General features: G+C 67.1%; 19 protein-coding genes and 2 tRNA genes. 12 read left to right on the top strand and 9 right to left on the bottom strand.

Annotation, left to right across the window (positions count from 1 at the left end):
• Positions 1 to 50 precede the first annotated feature (50 nt).
• Together OGL88_RS00660 and OGL88_RS00655 are read left to right on the top strand one after the other, a co-directional pair.
• Positions 51 to 689 carry a ClpP family protease gene (locus OGL88_RS00660; RefSeq protein WP_263054951.1) on the top strand — a complete coding sequence of 213 codons (639 nt, stop codon included), beginning with the start codon at positions 51 to 53 and terminating at the stop codon, positions 687 to 689.
• A complete protein-coding gene (locus tag OGL88_RS00655; protein ID WP_263054950.1) occupies positions 686 to 1273 on the top strand; it encodes a ClpP family protease in 588 nt (195 codons plus the stop codon). The genes OGL88_RS00660 and OGL88_RS00655 overlap by 4 nt, the downstream gene beginning before the upstream one ends.
• A gap of 11 nt (positions 1274 to 1284) precedes the next feature.
• Here OGL88_RS00655 and OGL88_RS00650 read toward each other — a convergent pair whose 3' ends face one another.
• The 9 genes from OGL88_RS00650 to rpmH form a co-directional block, all read right to left on the bottom strand.
• Complete coding sequence (locus tag OGL88_RS00650; protein WP_263089314.1) at positions 1285 to 1593, bottom strand: helix-turn-helix domain-containing protein; 309 nt, start codon at positions 1591 to 1593, stop codon at positions 1285 to 1287.
• 179 nt (positions 1594 to 1772) lie between these two features.
• Positions 1773 to 2738: a ParB/RepB/Spo0J family partition protein gene (locus tag OGL88_RS00645; protein ID WP_111083675.1), complete on the bottom strand. Its 966-nt coding sequence runs from the start codon at positions 2736 to 2738 to the stop codon at positions 1773 to 1775.
• Positions 2738 to 3631, bottom strand: a complete 894-nt coding sequence (locus OGL88_RS00640) for a ParA family protein (RefSeq protein WP_276582658.1) — start codon at positions 3629 to 3631, stop codon at positions 2738 to 2740. The genes OGL88_RS00645 and OGL88_RS00640 overlap by 1 nt, the downstream gene beginning before the upstream one ends.
• Before the next feature lie 81 nt (positions 3632 to 3712).
• Entirely contained in the window at positions 3713 to 4393 is a 681-nt protein-coding gene (gene rsmG, locus OGL88_RS00635) for a 16S rRNA (guanine(527)-N(7))-methyltransferase RsmG (RefSeq protein WP_263054949.1), read from the bottom strand.
• Positions 4390 to 4890 carry a Jag family protein gene (locus tag OGL88_RS00630; RefSeq protein ID WP_263054948.1) on the bottom strand — a complete coding sequence of 167 codons (501 nt, stop codon included), beginning with the start codon at positions 4888 to 4890 and terminating at the stop codon, positions 4390 to 4392. The genes rsmG and OGL88_RS00630 overlap by 4 nt, the downstream gene beginning before the upstream one ends.
• Entirely contained in the window at positions 4891 to 5859 is a 969-nt protein-coding gene (gene yidC / locus OGL88_RS00625; RefSeq protein WP_123292941.1) for a membrane protein insertase YidC, read from the bottom strand.
• A gap of 8 nt (positions 5860 to 5867) precedes the next feature.
• Positions 5868 to 6248, bottom strand: coding sequence for a membrane protein insertion efficiency factor YidD (yidD, locus tag OGL88_RS00620; RefSeq protein WP_165901008.1), 381 nt, complete (start codon positions 6246 to 6248; stop codon positions 5868 to 5870).
• Entirely contained in the window at positions 6245 to 6595 is a 351-nt protein-coding gene (gene rnpA / locus OGL88_RS00615; RefSeq protein WP_123937122.1) for a ribonuclease P protein component, read from the bottom strand. Before rnpA ends, yidD begins: the two co-directional genes overlap by 4 nt.
• A gap of 47 nt (positions 6596 to 6642) precedes the next feature.
• Complete coding sequence (gene rpmH / locus OGL88_RS00610; protein ID WP_022889115.1) at positions 6643 to 6780, bottom strand: 50S ribosomal protein L34; 138 nt, start codon at positions 6778 to 6780, stop codon at positions 6643 to 6645.
• A 517-nt stretch (positions 6781 to 7297) separates the two neighbouring features.
• Between rpmH and dnaA the strand changes: the two genes are divergently transcribed.
• From dnaA to OGL88_RS00560, 10 genes are all read left to right on the top strand, one after another.
• Entirely contained in the window at positions 7298 to 8752 is a 1455-nt protein-coding gene (gene dnaA, locus OGL88_RS00605; protein ID WP_111083682.1) for a chromosomal replication initiator protein DnaA, read from the top strand.
• A gap of 407 nt (positions 8753 to 9159) precedes the next feature.
• Entirely contained in the window at positions 9160 to 10305 is a 1146-nt protein-coding gene (dnaN, locus tag OGL88_RS00600; protein WP_111083683.1) for a DNA polymerase III subunit beta, read from the top strand.
• A 70-nt stretch (positions 10306 to 10375) separates the two neighbouring features.
• The gene (gene gnd, locus OGL88_RS00595) at positions 10376 to 11263 is read left to right on the top strand and encodes a phosphogluconate dehydrogenase (NAD(+)-dependent, decarboxylating) (protein ID WP_123292939.1); all 888 of its coding nucleotides are present in this window, start codon (positions 10376 to 10378) and stop codon (positions 11261 to 11263) included.
• Positions 11264 to 11294: 31 nt separating this feature from the next.
• Entirely contained in the window at positions 11295 to 12632 is a 1338-nt protein-coding gene (gene recF / locus OGL88_RS00590) for a DNA replication/repair protein RecF (RefSeq protein ID WP_263054947.1), read from the top strand.
• Positions 12632 to 13132 carry a DUF721 domain-containing protein gene (locus OGL88_RS00585; protein ID WP_111083686.1) on the top strand — a complete coding sequence of 167 codons (501 nt, stop codon included), beginning with the start codon at positions 12632 to 12634 and terminating at the stop codon, positions 13130 to 13132. The genes recF and OGL88_RS00585 overlap by 1 nt, the downstream gene beginning before the upstream one ends.
• Positions 13133 to 13265: 133 nt before the next feature.
• The gene (gyrB, locus tag OGL88_RS00580) at positions 13266 to 15269 is read left to right on the top strand and encodes a DNA topoisomerase (ATP-hydrolyzing) subunit B (protein ID WP_131845069.1); all 2004 of its coding nucleotides are present in this window, start codon (positions 13266 to 13268) and stop codon (positions 15267 to 15269) included.
• Between the two features lie 117 nt (positions 15270 to 15386).
• Positions 15387 to 18044 carry a DNA gyrase subunit A gene (gyrA, locus tag OGL88_RS00575; RefSeq protein ID WP_216834274.1) on the top strand — a complete coding sequence of 886 codons (2658 nt, stop codon included), beginning with the start codon at positions 15387 to 15389 and terminating at the stop codon, positions 18042 to 18044.
• The gene (locus OGL88_RS00570) at positions 18037 to 18444 is read left to right on the top strand and encodes a DUF3566 domain-containing protein (protein ID WP_263054946.1); all 408 of its coding nucleotides are present in this window, start codon (positions 18037 to 18039) and stop codon (positions 18442 to 18444) included. The genes gyrA and OGL88_RS00570 overlap by 8 nt, the downstream gene beginning before the upstream one ends.
• 75 nt (positions 18445 to 18519) lie before the next feature.
• Positions 18520 to 18596, top strand: a tRNA-Ile gene (locus OGL88_RS00565).
• 55 nt (positions 18597 to 18651) lie between these two features.
• Positions 18652 to 18724 (top strand) — tRNA-Ala (locus OGL88_RS00560).
• Positions 18725 to 18946: the final 222 nt, after the last annotated feature.

The raw sequence follows: 18946 nt of genomic DNA, 5'->3' as shown, positions 1-18946 counted from the left end.
TCTGAGCAGCATCGGATGCGTCTGATCATCTGCCGGCGCACGGTGGACGCATGACCGATACACCACCCCCCGCAGCCTTCACGACCGAGCACCGGCGTGCCCTTCTCGACCAACGCGTGCTCGTACTCGACGGCCCACTCGACGACGACAACGGCACCGTCCTCATGACGCAGCTGGTACAGCTCGCGACGGCGGACCCCTGGAACGACATCGCGCTCTGGACCCATTCGCCCGGAGGCTCGGTCCCGGCGATGCTCGCACTGCGGGACCTCATGAGAGTGATCCCCAACGACGTCAGCACGCTCGCGTTCGGGATCGCCTGCAGTGCGGGCCAGTTCCTGCTGTCCTCGGGTACTCCTGGCAAACGGCGAGCACTGCCACACAGCCGGATCCTGATGCACCAAGGATCAGCGGGGATCGGGGGGAGTGCGGTGGACGTGGCGCTGCAGGCAGACCACCTCCGTGACACCCGCGACACCGTGCTGGGACTCATCGCAGCGGACACCGGGCAGACGGTCGACCGCATCTTCGAGGACTCGCTGCACGACCACTGGTACTCCGCGCAGGAAGCCCTCGACTACGGGTTCGTCGACGTGATCGTCGAGGACTTCTCGGTGATCCGGCCCCAGCAGCCCCGCTCCACGGTGACGGGCTTCGGCGGATCCGCGGCAGGGGAGGGAGACCGTTGAGCGCGTACACGATCCCGAACGTCATCGCGCGGGATGCTCGCGGCGACCGGGTCCTGGACGTCTACTCGCACCTGCTCACCGAGCGGATCATCTACGTCGGTACCGCGATCGATGCTGGCGTCGCCAATGCCCTCATCGCGCAACTCCTGTTCCTCGAGTCAGACAACCCGGACTCGGACGTCCAGCTCTACGTCAACTGCGACGGCGGCGACCCGAGTGCCATGCTCGCCGTCTACGACACCATGCGGTTCATCCGCCCCGCCGTCGCGACCACCTGCGTCGGACAGGCAATCGGTGTCGGAGCCGTCCTGCTCGCCGCGGGCGCCGAAGGAAAGCGATCGGCCCTGCCGCACGCTCGGGTGGTGCTCCACCAGCCCGCTGCTCAGGGACAGGGGGCAATTCCCGAGCTCATCCTGCAGGCCGACGAGGTCGTCCGGATCCGGGCCGAGATCGAGGACTTACTCACCCAGCACAGCGGCCAGAGTGTCGACCGACTCCGAGCCGACACGGATCACGATCGCGTCTTCACGGCCCGTCAGGCCCAGCAGTACGGGCTCGTGGACCACGTGATCACTCGACGCTGACTGGCGAAGCGTCACGCTGCGAGAACGAACGCGCTCCGCACTTGTTCGCCACCGGTACCTGCCGAACGTGCTCGCTCGCGAAGCTGTTCTGCTGCCGATGCGGTCAAGTCCAGCAACGAGCTCTCGAGTGCGCCCGCCACGGCTGCCAGCATCTCGCTCGAAGGCTCCTTCCGCCCCCGTTCCATCTCCGACAAGTACTGCGGCGACACCCCTGCACGGCGAGCGACGTCGTGCAGGGTGTCCCCGCGGCCACGGCGACGAGCGCGGAGTTCTTGACCGACGACGTCACGCCAGAGCGGCTCGGGATTCCGGAATCTCATGATTTGAGCTTTGCAGTGTTCCACGTGAAACGTCCGGCCTTCCCGTTCGCTGCTCGTGAACTTCGATCAGTCGAACCGCTCCGCGCCCCGTATCGGGTCGAATTCTCCCTCGGTGGCACCGACACCCGTACCGGGCCTGCGAAGCCCCCTACGGGCCGCACAGCGCCGTCGGCGAGCCGTCAGGACGAGACGTCGCTGATCCCGAGCTCCGACAGGATGCGATTGAGGTCGTCGCCGTTCGCGAAGTCGATGGTCACGGAGCTCTTCCGGGCACCCACAGCGATCTTGACCCGTGTGTTCAGGCGGTCACCGATGCGCTCAGCAAGGTCGTTGAAGTGCGCCTGGTTCTTGGAGGGCTGCGGCGCGGTCTTCGGCGGAGTCTTCGTGGCCAACTGCTGCGCGATCGCTTCGGCAGCACGAACGGACAGGTCCTCGTTGACGATCTTCTCGGCGAGGTACTCCATCGCCTCGGCGTCGGGCGCAGCAAGGATCGCGCGGGCGTGACCGGCCGAGAGTACGCCGGCGGCGACTCGTCGCTGCACGGGGGAGGGGAGCCGCAGCAGACGGATGGTGTTGGTGATCTGGGGACGCGATCGGCCGATGCGCTGACCGAGCTGTTCCTGCGTGATCCCGAAGTCCGCCAGGAGCTGCTGGTACGCCGAAGCTTCTTCGAGCGGGTTGAGCTGCGCCCGGTGCAGGTTCTCGAGCAGGGCGTCCCGGAGCATCGCGTCGTCCGGCGTCTCCTTGACGATCGCCGGAATCGTTGTGAGCCCGAGCTCCTTGGTCGCCCGGAGGCGCCGCTCACCCATGATGAGCTCGTACTGCGGCTCCGTCCCCACAGCCCCGGGGATCGGGCGGACCACGATGGGCTGCAGCACACCGATCTCACGGATGGAGTGGACGAGCTCCTGCAACTCTTCTTCGCGGAACTCCTTGCGGGGCTGCTGCCCGTTCGGGATCACGTCCAGCGGGTTGAGGTTCGCGAGTCGGGCTCCCGGAACGGCGACGAGTTCGTCCGCGGTGGGTGCCGACGCCGGCGACCCACCGGTCGGGAAGAACACATCGACGGGGCGGTCCTGCTGGTCCGTCGCCGTGGGGATGAGCGCGCCGATGCCGCGGCCGAGTCCGGTTCGCTTGGGTGCCATCAGTCTTGCGCTCCTCGTGCTGCGATCTCGGCGGCCGCTTCCAAGTAGGAGAGCGACCCGGTGGAGTTCACGTCGTACGCGACGACGCTCTGTCCGTAACTCGGCGCTTCACTCACCCGAACGGACCGGGGGATCATCGCCTTCAAGACCTGGTCACCGAAGTGCTCACGCACGTCGTTCGCCACCTGGTTCGCCAGGTTGGTCCGACCGTCGTACATGGTGAGCAGGATCGTCGAGACCCGGAGGTTCGGGTTGAGATGCCGCTCGATGAGCTCGATGTTGCGCAACAGCTGGCTGAGTCCCTCGAGCGCGTAGTACTCGCACTGGATGGGGATCAGGACTTCCTGCGCCGCCACGAACGCGTTGATCGTCAGGAGACCAAGGGACGGCGGGCAGTCGATGAAGACGTAGTGGTACGGCTCGTCCAGCGACTGGAGGTACAGGTCGAGCGCCGTACGCAGCCGCTGCTCTCGCGCGACCAAGGAGACGAGCTCGATCTCAGCACCCGCCAGGTGGATCGTCGCCGGGACGCACCAGAGGGTGTCGGACTCGGGGGACCGCTGAACGGTGTCGGCCATCGCAGCCTCGTCGACGATGACGTCGTAGATGCTCGCGACTTCAGCCTGGTGGTCGACGCCCAGGGCCGTCGACGCGTTGCCCTGTGGGTCGAGGTCGATCACGAGCACCCGTGCGCCACCGTGGGCGAGCCCGGCGGCCAAGTTGACGGTCGTCGTGGTCTTCCCGACGCCGCCTTTCTGGTTCGACACGGTGATGATCCGCGTCTTCGGGGGCAACGGGAACTGCTGCGTCGCGATCGCACGGCGCCGGCGGTTGAGATCGGCGATCTCGCGAGCAAGCGGAGTCGACGCGTCGTAATCGGTCGATGAGCTCAACGAGTGCCTCTTCCCCGGTTCGATGTTTCACGTGAAACGTGGAGCAGCAAGGGATCAGTCGTCCCGATCCGAGCCGCAGGGTCAGTCAACTGTAGCCCGGAAGACGCGCGTGGTCTCTGCGACCACACCGTCCCCGAGCTCGAGGACCTCGACGTCCGAGAGGTGCTGGCGCAGGATGACCTTGCGTGCCTTGTCGATCTCGTCGTCGACTCGCGCACCCTTCATCAGGATGAGCTGCCCGCCCGAGCGGACGAGTGGAACCGTCATCGGGACGAGCTTCGACAATGCACTGACGGCGCGCGCCGTGACCTGATCGACCACGATGTCGTCAGAGACGTCCTCGGCGCGGCCGCGGACCACCGTCACGTTCGACAGTCCGAGCCGGCTCGCCTCACTGGTGAGCCAGTCCACTCGACGCTCCATCGGCTCGATGAGCGTGAAGTGCACGTCCGGACGGGCGATCGCGAGCACGAGACCGGGCAGTCCTGCACCCGAGCCGACGTCGGCAACCCGGCCACGGGCCTCCAGGAGGGGCGCAAGCAATGCAGAGTTGAGGATATGTCGAGTCCAGAGTCGAGGCAACTCGAGCGGGCCGATCAGGCCCAGCTCCTCGCCCCGGCGAGCCAGCTCGTTCGTGAACGACCGAGCCGTCTCGATCTGATCGCCGAAGAGCGCGGACGCAGCTGCAGGCTCAGCCTCGAGCACCGGAGCAGCGTCCGAAGGTGCGGGAACGGAGGCCGAGGACACCGACTCGTCCGTCATCGGGTGACGACCGTGTGGCGGTCCCGACCCTCACCCTCGGACTCCGAGTGGAAGCCCTTCTCAGCGACGAGGTCGTGGACCAGCTTGCGCTCGTACGATGACATCGGGGGGAGTGCTGCGGACGACGATCCGGCTTCGATGCGCTCGACGGCGGTGTCGACCAGTCGCTGCAGCTCGTCGGCACGAGCATCACGGGAACCGCCCACGTCGAGGATGAGCCGACTGAACTCGCCCGTCTCGGCCTGGACGGCGATGCGGGTGAGTTCCTGCAGGGCCGTGACGGTGTCCGGCTTCGAGAGGACTCGGAGCGCCTCGCCGTCGTCGGTGACCGACAGGTAGACGCGACCGGCGCGCTCCTCGATCTCGATGTCTCCGTCGAGGTCGCAGATGTCGAGGAGTTCCTCGATGTAGTCCGCCGCGATGTCGGCCTCGTCACGGCCGTCCTCGTCCGGGACCGCGGTGGTGTCGACGGCTGCGGCGGTGTCCTGCTCGGTCACTTACTTCTTCCCGTTCTTCTTCGAGCGCTGCTTGCCGACCGGCTGCGAACGCTGGGTGGTGACGCGCACGGCCTCGATCTCGGCGGCGCCAGCACCGGCACCGGCCTCGGCGAGCACCGGGTTCGCGATCCCGCGACGCTGGGCCTTCTTGGCCAGGCGTGCCTCTCGTGCCAGGGCCGCCTCGGAACCGGGCGTCGGCATGCTGCGGATGACGAAGTACTGCTGCGCCATCGTCCAGACGTTCGAGGCGAGCCAGTAGAACATGACGCCGAGCGGGAAGCTCAGACCCGAGATCACGAAGACCAGCGGGAGGATGTACAGCATCATCTTCTGCTGGCGGTACATCGGCGACGCCTTGGTCTCCGGCGACATGTTCTTGGCGACGAGCTGCAGCTGCGTGATGAACTGCGAGGCCGTCATGACCACGATCATGAAGCCGGCGATCGCACGGACCTCCCACCCGGAGGCGTTCGTGAACGTCTCGTGCAGAGGAGCACCGAACAGGGCCGCGTTGCCGAACGATGCCGCGAGGTCGTTCGTGAGCAGGCCGATGCCCGTCTTGTTGATCTGCGCTTCGTGCAGCACGGAGTACAGCGAGAAGAAGATCGGCATCTGCAGCAGCAGCGGCAGGCAGGAGCTCAGCGGGTTGGTGCCCGTCTCCTTGTAGAGCGCCATGGTCTCGCGGCTCATGGCCTCACGCGAGAACTGGTCCTTCTTGCCCTTGTACTTGTCCTGGATCTTCTTCAGCTGCGGCGCGACCTCGAGCATACGGCGCTGCGACTTGATCTGCCGCACGAAGATCGGGATCAGCGCGGCGCGGACCACGAAGGTCAGGAAGATGATGGAGAGGACCCAGGTGATACCCGCGCCCGGGTCCATGCCGATGCTCTCGAAGATCCAGTGGAAGCCGACGAGGATGGCGGAGACCACCCATTTGAGCGGCCAGAGGATCGTACCGATGATGTCCATGGGGACGACTACGCCTTTCGAGTGCGCTGGGGGAGCAGGACCGGCCGGGCCGTTCCGACCGCGGGGTGCGGCTGCTGCGGGATCGGCGCGAGGACGAACCCGAACCGGTTGACGACGAACGGGCGACGACGTTCCGTGACGTCGTCGATCCCGCCTGCAGCCCAGGGGTTGCAGCGAGCGATGCGCCAGGCGCCCATCGCGGATCCGCGGACGACGCCGTACTGCTGGATCGCTTCGAGGGCGTACCGGGAGCACGACGGGTGGTACCGGCAGACGTTGCCGTACAGCGGGGAGATCACTGCACGGTAGGCGCGGAGCACGACGACGCACGCGTTGCGTGGGAGCAACGCGGCGACCCAGGCCAGCCGGGTCCACAGAGTGCGGTTCATGCTGCCTTCTCCACCCCGCGCGCGAAGGAGCGCACGACGTCTTCGAGCAGGGTAGGCCATCCGGCCTGCGATGCGGCTGGCAGTGCGCGCACCACCACGTCGTACCCCACGGGGGAGTCGGCGAGGATGCCGTGCGCGATCGCCTTGAGCCGCCGCCTGATCAGGTTCCGGGTCACGGCGTTGCCCACCGTCTTGGCGACGATGAACCCGAACCGCGACGGTCCGGTGGGGTCCGTCGAGCGACGGACCACGGACACGACGACGTGCGCCGTGGCGCTCTTGCGACCACGACGCACGACGTTCCGGTAGTCGTCCCCGCGGACGATGCGGTTGGCGCTGGCCAACACTGCGATGCCGGGGTCAGACCGAGGACCGGATCAGGCGGTGAGCCTGATCAGGCCGAGAGCTCGGTGCGGCCCTTGGCGCGACGCGCCGACAGGATGGCGCGGCCGGCACGCGTCCGCATGCGGAGGCGGAAGCCGTGCTTCTTGGCGCGGCGACGGTTGTTCGGCTGGAAGGTGCGCTTGCTCATGATCTCTCCACACGGCTGCTCGCGGCGAGCCGTCACGTATGTATGTGTCATCGCTCGGTGTCGAACGACGCAGATGGGCGCGACCAATCGGCCGCAGTCAACTGGTTAACGGTACGTGACAGCAGCGAGCAGGTCAAACGCCGATCGGGCCGGCCTCGGTGCCGGAGGCGTCGACGACACCGCTGCGGTCCATTCTCCACATTGGGGACAACTTCCGTTCGGTGCCACCCGGCCCGGTCCTTTACAGTGGGGTCATCGATCGGCCCCGCACCCCGGTACGACAGGGAAGTACTCCTGTCCGACGGATCCGGGCGGTCGTGGACAACACTGTGGACAACCCTGTGGGAACACGCGCGGTACGAGGCGTCGACGAAGCCCCCGAGACCCCGACGAACCGCCGGCGCACGACACGGTCCGCTGAGCGCCACACCCCGCGGCACTCCGGCACGTCCGACCCAGCAGGACGCACCCCGGTCCGGCACCGAACGCACGACACACACCTGGAGACGAGCGCGACATGACGATGCCGGCCGACCCCGTCGAGGACCTCTGGTCATCCGTACTCGGAATCCTCAGCGAAGACCCCCGCATCACGCCGCAGCTCCACGGGTTCCTCAACCTGGTCGAACCGAAGGGCGTCCTCGCCGGCACCCTGTACCTCGAGGTCCCCAACGACCTGACCCGCGGCATGCTCGAGCAGCGGATCCGCATCCCGATCACCGAGGCCGTCGCCCGCATCGGTGACGACTCGGTCGCGAACTTCGCCATCACGGTGAACCCCGACATGGCGTCCGAGCCGCGCGTCGACCCGAACGTGCCGGAGTACGCCGAGCCCGTCCAGGAAGCGGTGGAGCAGAGCGCTGCACCCCGCCAGTACATCGAGGCACCCTTCGTGCCGAGCCAGATCGACTCCCCGGGCACGAGCGGCCGGCCGGAGTCGCGGCTCAACCCGAAGTACAACTTCGACAACTTCGTCATCGGCTCGTCGAACCGCTTCGCCCACGCCGCAGCGGTCGCGGTGGCCGAGGCTCCGGCGAAGGCCTACAACCCGCTCTTCATCTACGGCGACTCCGGTCTGGGCAAGACCCACCTGCTCCACGCCATCGGGCACTACGCCGAGAGCCTCTACCCGGGGATCCGCGTCCGGTACGTGTCGAGTGAGGAGTTCACCAACGACTTCATCAACTCGATCGCGAACAACCGCTCGAACCAGTTCCAGCAGCGCTACCGCGACATCGACATCCTGCTGATCGACGACATCCAGTTCCTGCAGGGGAAGGACTCCACGCAGGAGGCCTTCTTCCACACGTTCAACACGCTGCACGACCACAACAAGCAGGTCGTCATCACGTCCGACGTCGCACCGAAGCACCTGACCGGCTTCGAGGACCGCATGCGCTCCCGCTTCGAGTGGGGTCTGATCACCGACGTCCAGGCGCCCGAGCTCGAGACGCGCATCGCGATCCTGCGCAAGAAGGCGCAGTCCGACCACCTGCAGGTGCCGGACGACATCCTCGAGTTCATGGCCTCGAAGGTGTCGAGCAACATCCGCGAGCTCGAGGGGACGCTCATCCGCGTCACGGCGTTCGCGAGCCTGAACCGGACGGCCGTCGACATGGCCCTGGTGCAGACCGTCCTCAAGGACCTGATCACCCTCGACGAGGACAACGTCGTCGCGCCGACGGACATCATCAACCACACCGCGGAGTACTTCAAGCTCTCCGTCGACGACCTGTACGGCTCGTCCCGCTCGCAGGCGATCGCCACCGCCCGGCAGATCGCGATGTACCTGTGCCGCGAGCTCACGAGCCTGTCGCTCCCGAAGATCGGGCAGCTGTTCGGCAACCGCGACCACACCACGGTCATGTACGCGAACAAGAAGATCACCGAGCTCATGAAGGAGCGGCGGTCGATCTACAACCAGGTCACCGAGCTCACGAGCCGCATCAAGCAGGACCGCCGCTACCGCTGAGATCGGTACGCCTCCGGGCGCATCCACCATCTGAGACGGTTCCATGGGCCGGAGTTCTCACAGTGTGGATAGCCTGTGGATAACTGTGGAGGACACGCCGCCCGGTTGTTCACAGCGAGGGGGCCTCCTGTGGAAACTGGGGATGGAAGTGGATAGATGAGATTCATTCATCCCGACGTCGCCCACAGACCGCCCACAAGTCACAACCGTGTAGTTCCGTACGGCCGACCGGCATGCACAGGGTTATCCACAGTGTGCACAGGCGTTAACACCATTACTCCTGGTTAACGATCCATCTCCGCGGGACAACCTTGTGGACGGCGGCATGACAAGAAATCCGGCCCACGTCCGCCTGTGCCAGAATGGGGCGGCCGGACAGTCCAAGCCGATCGACAGGGGTTCCAGCTGTGAAGTTCGAGGTCAACCGGGACGTCTTCTCCGAAGCCGTCTCCTTCGCGGTGAAACTCCTCCCACAGCGCACGACCCTCCCGATCCTGTCGGGCGTCCTGATCCACGCCGACGGCGATCGTCTGACGCTCTCGTCGTTCGACTACGAGGTCTCCGCGCAGACGTCCATCTCGGCGCAGATCGACGACCCGGGCACGGTCCTGGTCAGTGGTCGCCTGCTGAACGACATCGCGAGCCGACTGCCGAACGCTCCGGTGACCTTCACGACCGAGGACTCCAAGATCTCGGTCTCCTGCGGATCGGCGCACTTCACGCTGCTGTCCATGCCGGTCGAGGAGTACCCGACGCTGCCCGAGATCGGTCCGCAGACCGGTGTCATCCCCGGCGACGCCTTCTCCGAGGCCGTCTCGCAGGTCGCCGTCGCCGCGAGCCGCGACGACGTCACCCCCGTCATCACCGGTGTCCAGCTCGAGGTCGGTGACAACGACCTGTCGCTCATCGCCACGGACCGGTACCGCGTGGCCGTCCGCACCATCGCGTGGGACTCCGGCCGCGTCGGCTCGGACCCGTTGCACGCGCTCGTCCCCGCCCGCACCCTGCAGGAGGTCGGTCGCACCTTCGGGTCGGCGTCCACCGTCTCGGTCTCGATCAGCGGCAACTCGGACCGTGAGCTCATCGCGTTCCACGCCGACGACAAGACGGTGACCTCCCTGCTCATCAAGGGCAACTACCCGCCGGTCCGCCGGCTCTTCCCCGAGAACGTCAACGACCACGCGGTGATCAACACCGCCGAGCTGGTCGAAGCCGTCCGACGGGTCTCACTCGTCCTGGAGCGCGAAGCAGCGCTCCGGTTCTCCTTCACGGTCGACGGGCTCACGCTCGAGGCGATCGGATCCGAACAAGCGCAGGCGTCAGAGTCGATCAGTGCGTTGCTGACCGGAGAGGAAACGGTGGTCTCGCTGAAGCCCGCCTTCCTCCTCGACGGACTGAACGCGGTGCACTCCGAGTTCGTCCGCATCTCCTTCACCAAGACGGAGAACCCCAACAAGCCGGGCCCGGTGCTGATCACCGGCCAGACTTCGCAAGAGGCTGCCGCGACCGATGGATACCGGTACCTGCTGCAGCCCAACCTGCTGCTGCGATAGGCGCAACAGGAACACTGCGCTGACGCACCACCTGCGGACTCAGCGCGACGACGAAACAGAAGAGGAAATCATGCACATCGGTCTTGTCGGCCTTGGTCGCATGGGCAACAACATGCGTGCCCGTCTCCGCAACGCAGGGATCGAGGTCACCGGTTACGACGCGAACCCCGCCGTCTCCGACGTCGCGAGCCTCGCAGACCTGGCGGGCGCCCTGCCCGAGGGTCAGCGACTCGTCTGGGTGATGGTGCCGCACGGCAAGATCACCGACGACGTCATCACCGAGCTCGCCGGCGTCCTGAACGAGGGCGACCTCGTCATCGACGGTGGCAACTCGAAGTGGCTCGACGACACCACGCACGCCGAGCAGCTCGGTGCGCGCGGCATCCGTTACATGGACGCCGGTGTCTCCGGTGGCGTGTGGGGCAAGGACAACGGCTACGGCCTCATGGTCGGCGGTGACGTCAAGGACGTCGAGTTCGCCATGCCGGTCTTCGACGCACTGCGCCCCGAGGGCCCGCGCGAAGAGGGCTTCTCGCACGCCGGCCCGATCGGCGCGGGTCACTACGCCAAGATGGTCCACAACGGCATCGAGTACGCGATCATGCAGGCCTACGGCGAGGGCTACGAGCTCCTCGAGGCCAAGGACCTGATCACCGACGTCCCCGCCGTGTTCGCCGGGTGGCAGCGCGGGACGGTCGTCCGTTCCTGGCTGCTCGACCTCATGGTCCTGGCCCTGAACGAAGACCCGAAGCTCGACGAGCTCGAGGGCTACGTCGAGGACTCGGGCGAGGGTCGCTGGACGCTGGAAGAGGGCATCGAGCTCGCCGTTCCGATGCCGGCGCTGTCGGCGTCGATCTTCGCGCGCTTCGTCTCGCGTCAGGGCAGCGCGTCCCCGACGATGAAGGCCGTCGCGGCGCTCCGCAACCAGTTCGGCGGTCACGCCGTCAAGAAGTCCTAGGACCACCCGGGGAAACCCGGACTCGGCCCGCGTGCACGTCGACCATCTCCAACTCACCGACTTCCGGAACTACCGGGAGGCGGACGTCGACCTCGCACGCGGGCCGAACCTGTTCGTCGGGCGGAACGGGCAGGGCAAGACCAACCTGGTCGAGGCGATCGGCTACCTGTCGACGCTCGGGTCCCACCGGGTCCCGACGGATGCCGCGCTCGTCCGCCAGGGTTGCGACGCCGCGATCGTCCGCGCCCGCCTGGCGCACGAGGACCGCAGCATCCTCGCCGAGGTGCAGATCAACCGCACCGGGGCGAACCGTGCGCAGGTGAACCGGTCGGCGATCAAGCCCCGTGAACTCCCGCGCTACTGCACCTCCGTCCTCTTCGCTCCCGAGGACCTCGCCCTGGTCCGTGGCGAGCCGGCCGGTCGCCGCCGCATGCTCGACGAACTGCTCGGCCAGATCGCACCGCGGATGCAGGGGGTCCTGGCCGACTACGACCGCACGCTCCGCCAGCGGAACACCCTGCTCAAGTCGGCCCGTGCCACCGGCGCCAAGGCGAACGCGCTGTCGACGCTCGACGTCTGGGACGACCGCCTGGTCGGACTCGGTGCCGAGATCGTCGCCGCGCGCGACCACCTGACCCGCCGGCTCGCACCGTTCGTCGCCGAGGCGTACGCCACCGTCGCCGGCGAGGACCACGATGCCTCGATCGCCGGTGTGCTCTCGATCCGTGGCGGTGACCCGGAGGCCGCGGCTGCGACGGACCCCGTCCTCGGCACCCCCGACGAGCCGGTGAGCATGACCGCTGCGGCAGAGGCGTTCGCAGCTGCCCTCGAGCGGCGTCGTCGCGACGAGCTCGACCGCGGGCTGACCCTCGTCGGGCCGCACCGGGACGACGTCTTGTTCCAGCTCAACGGGTTACCTGCCCGCGGGTACGCCAGTCACGGCGAGTCGTGGTCCTTCGCGCTGGCGATCCAGCTGGCGAGCGCGTCGATCCTGCGGGCGGAGTCCAACCTCGGCGACCCGATCATCATCCTCGACGACGTGTTCGCCGAGCTCGACGAATCCCGGCGGGAACGCCTCGGGAACGCCGTGGCCGACTACGAGCAGGTGCTCATCACGGCAGCGGTGTTCGGGGACGTGCCCGCGCAGCTGGCCGCGCACACGGTGCGGATCGAGGGGGGCACGATCGTGACCGACGAGGCGGACGCGAGCCGGGCCTCCAGGTCGACCACGGACGCGACCGACGCGACCGACGCGACCGACGCGACCGACGCGACCGACGCGACCGACGCGACCGACGCGACCGATGCGACCGACGCGACGGACGACACGGACGACACCGACGCAATCCCGCCGGAAGCCGACGCCTGATGCCCCGCCCGTGGAAGCCGACGGAGCCGTCGCGACTGTACCGACACCTCCGAGCCGTCTTCGGCGACCCGTCGAAGCGCGGGGTCGACGCCCGCCGGCGGCGCTCCCGCGAGTTCGACGCCGACACCGTCCCCTACGGCCGAGGCCGTGAACCCCGAGGGCTCGGCGACGTCGTCGGATCGCTGGCCAACGAGCTCGGGTGGACCGAACCCCTGGCCCGCTCGGAGCTGTTCGTGGACTGGCCGAGCGTCGTCGGTGAAGAACTCGCCAAGCACTCCACCCCGGTCACCATCGACGACGGTGCGCTGGTCATCCGGTGCGACTCGACGGCCTGGGCGACACAGCTCCGACTCATGCGTGCCAGCGTCACGACGACCATCGCCGAGCGGCACCCGGAAGCCGGGGTCGAGTCGATCCGGGTTTCGGGGCCGGACGTCCCCACCTGGAAACGCGGCCCCAGGACGGTCCAGGGGCGCGGTCCTCGCGACACCTACGGTTGAGCCGACGAAATCATCCTGTGGTGCCAAAAAAGCCCGCCTGTGGGCCGGATGAGCCCTCGAAAGAGGGGCCTCTGCGGTAGACTGGGAGGTGCAGTGCGCGGGCGTTCCGCGCGCAGGCAGGAGCACGCTCGACATGGCATCAGAATCTGAAGACGACCCGCAGAACCCGCTCGACGCGGAGACCCCGCAGAGCGAACCGTCCTACGGAGCAGACCAGATTCAGGTGCTCGAGGGGCTCGAGGCGGTCCGCAAGCGTCCCGGTATGTACATCGGTTCGACGGGGCCCCGCGGTCTGCACCACCTGGTCCAGGAGATCGTCGACAACTCCGTCGACGAAGCCCTCGCCGGGTACTGCGACACCATCGACGTCACCATCCGTGAAGACGGCGGCGTCCGCGTGGTCGACAACGGCCGTGGCATCCCGGTCGGCATCCACGCGGCCGAGGGCGTCTCGACCGTCCAGGTCGTCCTGACCGTCCTGCACGCCGGCGGCAAGTTCGGCGGCGGCGCGTACGCGGTGTCCGGTGGTCTGCACGGTGTCGGTTCCTCCGTCGTGAACGCGCTGAGCTCCGAGCTCGACGTCGAGGTCCGACAGCAGGGCCACGTCTGGCGCCAGAGCTACACCGACGGCGTCCCCGTCGCACCGCTGACCAAGGACGAACCGTCCGACGAGCACGGCACCACGATCACCTTCTGGCCGAACGCCGAGATCTTCGAGACCGTCGTCTTCGACTACGAGACCCTGCGCACCCGGTTCCAGCAGATGGCCTTCCTCAACAAGGGCCTGCGGATCAACCTGCGCGACGAGCGCACCCCGGAAGACGGGGAAGAGGCGCGGAACGACTCCTTCATGTACGAGCGCGGTCTCGCCGACTACGTCGAGTACATCAACGCGCAGAAGAAGGCCGACCTCGTCCACCCGGACGTCATCGGCTTCGAGTCCGAGGACACCGAGCGCAAGATCGCGCTCGAGGTCGCGATGCAGTGGAACACCTCGTACCAGGAGAGCGTCCACACCTTCGCGAACACGATCAACACGCACGAGGGCGGCACCCACGAAGAGGGCTTCCGCGCGGCGCTCACGTACCTGGTGAACAAGTACGCGCGCGAGACGAAGATCATCAAGGAGAAGGACGACAACCTGACGGGTGACGACATCCGTGAAGGGCTGACGGCCGTCATCTCCGTGAAGCTCGGCGAACCGCAGTTCGAGGGCCAGACGAAGACGAAGCTCGGCAACACCGAGGCGAAGGGCTTCGTGCAGCGTGTCGTCGGCGCCGAGCTCACGCACTGGTTCGAGAGCAACCCGACCCAGGCCCGCGATGTCGTCCGCAAGGCGATCCAGGCGTCGCAGGCGCGACTCGCCGCCCGCAAGGCCCGCGAGACCACGCGCCGCAAGGGGCTGCTCGAGTCGGGTGGCATGCCCGGCAAGCTGAAGGACTGCCAGTCCAAGGACCCGACCCTGTCGGAGATCTTCATGGTCGAGGGCGACTCCGCCGGCGGTTCCGCCGTGCAGGGTCGCAACCCGATGACCCAGGCGATCCTGCCCCTGCGCGGCAAGATCCTGAACGTCGAGAAGGCACGCCTCGACCGGGCGCTCGCCAACCAGGAGATCCAGTCGATGATCACGGCGTTCGGCGCCGGCATCGGTGAGGACTTCGACCCGGACAAGGCCCGGTACCACAAGATCGTGCTGATGGCCGATGCCGACGTCGACGGCCAGCACATCACCACGCTGCTGCTGACCCTGCTGTTCCGCTACATGCGTCCGCTCATCGAGCGCGGCTACGTGTACCTCGCGCAGCCGCCGCTGTACCGGCTGAAGTGGTCGAACGCCGCACACGAGTACGTGTTCAGCGACCGGGAGCGCGACGCCCTGATGCAGTCGGGCATCGCCGCCGGCAAGCGGATCCCGAAGGACAACGGCATCCAGCGCTACAAGGGCCTCGGCGAGATGGACTACAAGGAGCTCTGGGACACCACGATGAACCCGGACACCCGCACGCTCCTGCAGGTCACGCTCGAGGACGCGGCCGCAGTGGACAGCACCTTCTCGACGCTGATGGGTGAAGACGTCGACGCACGTCGCCAGTTCATCCAGCAGAACGCGAAGGACGTCCGCTTCTTGGACATCTAGACCCTGGCCTGGAGGCGCGGTGCCAGCCGCGCGCTCTGGTCCGGACCACCTGTGGTCGCGTCCACCGCGACGAACGTCACCACGGCCTCCCGGCCGTCAGAAAGGTAACGCAAGCCAATGGCTGACGACAACGAGAACGCCCCCGACGAGCAGCCCGAGATCGTCCACGGCGACAGCGGGGACATCGTCGTCTCCGGTGACCGCATCTCGCAGGTCGACCTGCAGCTCGAGATGCAGCGTTCCTACCTCGACTACGCGATGTCGGTCATCGTCGGCCGTGCGCTGCCCGAGGTCCGCGACGGCCTGAAGCCGGTGCACCGTCGCGTGATCTACGCGATGTTCGACGGCGGCTACCGCCCGGACCGCGCGTTCTCGAAGTGCTCCCGCGTCGTCGGTGACGTCATGGGGCAGTTCCACCCGCACGGCGACTCGGCGATCTACGACGCGCTCGTCCGACTGGTGCAGCCGTGGTCGCTCCGGTACCCGCTCGCCCTCGGTCAGGGCAACTTCGGCTCGCCGGGCAACGACGGTGCAGCAGCGCCGCGGTACACCGAGACCAAGATGGCGCCGCTCGCCATGGAGATGGTCCGGGACATCGACGAGGACACCGTCGACTTCCAGGACAACTACGACGGTCGCACGCAGGAGCCCGCGATCCTGCCGGCCCGGTTCCCGAACCTGCTGGTCAACGGCTCCGTCGGCATCGCCGTCGGCATGGCGACGAACATCCCGCCGCACAACCTGCGCGAGGTCGCCGAGGGAGCGAAGTGGGCCCTCGACAACCCCGAGGCGACGCGCGAAGAGCTCCTCGCCGCGCTCATGCAGCGCATCAAGGGGCCGGACTTCCCGACCGGTGCGCAGATCCTGGGCACCAAGGGCATCCAGGACGCCTACCTCACCGGTCGTGGTTCGATCACGATGCGTGCCGTCGTCAACGTCGAGGAGATCCAGGGTCGCACCTGCCTCGTGGTCACCGAGCTGCCGTACCAGGTCAACCCGGACAACCTCGCGATCAAGATCGCCGACCTGGTCAAGGACGGCAAGCTCGCCGGCGTCGCGGACATCCGCGACGAGACCTCGGGTCGCACCGGCCAGCGCCTGGTGATCGTGCTCAAGCGCGACGCCGTGGCCAAGGTCGTGCTGAACAACCTGTACAAGCACACGCAGCTGCAGGAGAACTTCGGCGCGAACATGCTCGCGATCGTCGACGGTGTCCCTCGCACCCTGCCGCTCGACGGGTTCATCTCGGCGTGGGTCGCGCACCAGGTCGACGTCATCGTCCGCCGCACCCAGTTCCGCCTGCGCGAGGCCGAGAAGCGCGCGCACATCCTGCGCGGCTACCTCGCAGCGCTCGACGCCCTCGACGAGGTCATCGCGCTCATCCGTCGGTCGCCCGACGTCGAAGAGGCCCGGTCCGGCCTGATGGACCTGCTGTCCGTCGACGAGATCCAGGCACGCGCGATCCTCGAGCTCCAGCTCCGTCGACTGGCCGCCCTCGAGCGACAGAAGATCCACGACGAGGCCGAAGAGCTCGAGCGCAAGATCGCCGACTTCCAGGACATCCTGGCGTCGGAGACCCGGCAGCGCACGATCATCCGCGACGAGCTCGAGGAGATCGTCGACCGCTTCGGCGACGACCGCCGCACCGAGATCATGCTCGGTTACGACGGCGACATGTCGATGGAAGACCTCATCCCCGAAGAGGAGATGGTCGTCACCATCACCCGCGGCGGGTACGTCAAGCGCACGCGCAGCGACCAGTACCGCTCGCAGCACCGCGGCGGCAGGGGTGTCCGTGGCGCCCAGCTCCGTGCGGACGACATCGTCGAGCACTTCTTCGTCACGACGACGCACCACTGGCTGCTCTTCCTGACCGACCAGGGCCGGGTCTACCGTGCCAAGGCGTACGAGCTGCAGGAAGCCGGCCGCGACGCCAAGGGCCAGCACGTGGCGAACCTGCTCGCGATGCAGCCGGACGAGCAGATCCAGCAGGTGCTCGACATCCGTGACTACGAGGTCGCGCAGTACCTCGTCCTCGCGACCGAGCACGGGCTGGTGAAGAAGACCGCGCTCACCGAGTACGACACCAACCGCACCGGTGGCATCATCGCGATCAACCTGCGCGACGGCGACAAGCTCCGCCAGGCGCTGCTCGTCGACGAGCACGACGACCTGCTGCTCGTCTCCCGACAGGGCATGTCGCTCCGGTTCACCGCGACGAACGACACCCTGCGGCCGATGGGTCGGTCGACCTCGGGTGTGAAGGGCATGTCCTTCCGCGACGGCGACTCGCTCCTGGCCGCACGCGTGGTGGCGGACGACGGTTTCGTCTGGGTGATGACCGAGGGCGGGTACGCCAAGCGCACCGCCGTCGACCAGTACCGCATCCAGGGACGCGGTGGTCTCGGCATCAAGGTGGCGAAGTTGGCGACCGACCGAGGCGACCTTGTGGGTGCTCTCATCGTCGGTGAGGACGACGAAGTGCTCGTCGTGCTGCAATCGGGCAAGGTGGTAAGGTCTGCCGTGGCCGAGGTCCCTGCCAAGGGTCGCGACACCATGGGTGTCGTCTTCGCCAGGTTCGCGGCGAACGACAAGATCATCGCAGTGGCCCAGAACACCGAGCGGAACCTGGTCGACCAGGACGACGCCGAGATCGAGCCAGCGGGCCCGGTGGAGACGGTCAGCCCTTCCGAAGCGGCCCCGGACTCCACTGATCCCATCGACACCGAGCCCGTCGCGGACGAGGCCGGAGAGGACCAGTCAAGCAATGAGTAGTGTCGCCGAGAAGCTCCAGAAGAAGGCGAAGCGACCCGTCGGCACCCGCCAAGTGCGGCTGCGGCTGGTCTACGTCGACTTCTGGTCGATGGTGAAGCTCAGCTTCCTCATCGCCCTGGCCGGCAGCATCGTGCTCGTGGTCGCCACGGCGCTGGTGTGGGTCATCCTCAACCAGACGGGCGTGTTCACGCAGGTGGACGCCTTGTTGAAGGATGTCACCGGTCAGAACAGTTACTCGATCATGGACCAGTTCTCACTGGGTCAGGTGCTCGGGTTCTCCATCGTCGTGGGCATCCTCAACGTGGTCGTCGGCACCGTGCTCGGCGCCATCGTGAGCGTCCTCTACAACCTCAGTGTCCGCATCACCGGCGGCTTGCTCGTCGGCTTCACGAACAACTGACACACCCGGGCCGGGTGAGCTGATCGCTCGATTTCGTTCTGCGAGATCCGTGGGGTAGGCTTTCATCCGGTCTGAGGGGCTATAGCTCAGGCGGTTAGAGCGCTTCGCTGATAACGAAGAGGTCCAAGGTTCAAGTCCTTGTAGCCCCACCAGTTCTTCGGAACACACGACAATTCCATCCCGCCGCCGATCACCTCGGTGGCACTCGGGGCCTTAGCTCAGTTGGTAGAGCGCCTGCTTTGCAAGCAGGATGTCGGGAGTTCGATTCTCCCAGGCTCCACTCGCGGAAGCCCCTGGTTGACGACTTCGTCGTCTGCCCAGGGGCTTCGTTCTCTGCTCATCCGCGCCGCCGCCCCTGCGGCGCGTCGTCGTGCGTGCTCGGGTCGGGCGGGTGCGGGTGCGCCGATGTTCCGAGATCTTGGGATCTCGAGCGCTCCTGAGGCCTTCCGTGGAACCTCGGCGGGCAACGGGCGGCGTGTTGTGGAACCTCGGCGACGGGCGC

Origin of the sequence: Curtobacterium sp. RIT-PI-V (assembly GCF_025642935.1) — a bacterium.
Lineage (GTDB): Bacteria > Actinomycetota > Actinomycetes > Actinomycetales > Microbacteriaceae > Curtobacterium.
This window is presented reverse-complemented; position numbering and strand designations above follow the sequence as displayed.

Bases quoted from the DNA above. Each gene is read 5' to 3' on its own strand.
- yidD (WP_165901008.1), bottom strand. From the start codon at position 6,248: ATGAACCGCACTCTGTGGACCCGGCTGGCCTGGGTCGCCGCGTTGCTC.
- rsmG (WP_263054949.1), bottom strand. From the start codon at position 4,393: ATGACGGACGAGTCGGTGTCCTCGGCCTCCGTTCCCGCACCTTCGGAC.
- dnaA (WP_111083682.1), top strand. From the start codon at position 7,298: ATGACGATGCCGGCCGACCCCGTCGAGGACCTCTGGTCATCCGTACTC.
- rpmH (WP_022889115.1), bottom strand. From the start codon at position 6,780: ATGAGCAAGCGCACCTTCCAGCCGAACAACCGTCGCCGCGCCAAGAAG.
- gnd (WP_123292939.1), top strand. From the start codon at position 10,376: ATGCACATCGGTCTTGTCGGCCTTGGTCGCATGGGCAACAACATGCGT.
- yidC (WP_123292941.1), bottom strand. From the start codon at position 5,859: ATGGACATCATCGGTACGATCCTCTGGCCGCTCAAATGGGTGGTCTCC.
- OGL88_RS00585 (WP_111083686.1), top strand. From the start codon at position 12,632: ATGCCCCGCCCGTGGAAGCCGACGGAGCCGTCGCGACTGTACCGACAC.
- OGL88_RS00660 (WP_263054951.1), top strand. From the start codon at position 51: ATGACCGATACACCACCCCCCGCAGCCTTCACGACCGAGCACCGGCGT.
- OGL88_RS00645 (WP_111083675.1), bottom strand. From the start codon at position 2,738: ATGGCACCCAAGCGAACCGGACTCGGCCGCGGCATCGGCGCGCTCATC.
- OGL88_RS00570 (WP_263054946.1), top strand. From the start codon at position 18,037: ATGAGTAGTGTCGCCGAGAAGCTCCAGAAGAAGGCGAAGCGACCCGTC.
- gyrB (WP_131845069.1), top strand. From the start codon at position 13,266: ATGGCATCAGAATCTGAAGACGACCCGCAGAACCCGCTCGACGCGGAG.
- OGL88_RS00650 (WP_263089314.1), bottom strand. From the start codon at position 1,593: ATGAGATTCCGGAATCCCGAGCCGCTCTGGCGTGACGTCGTCGGTCAA.
- gyrA (WP_216834274.1), top strand. From the start codon at position 15,387: ATGGCTGACGACAACGAGAACGCCCCCGACGAGCAGCCCGAGATCGTC.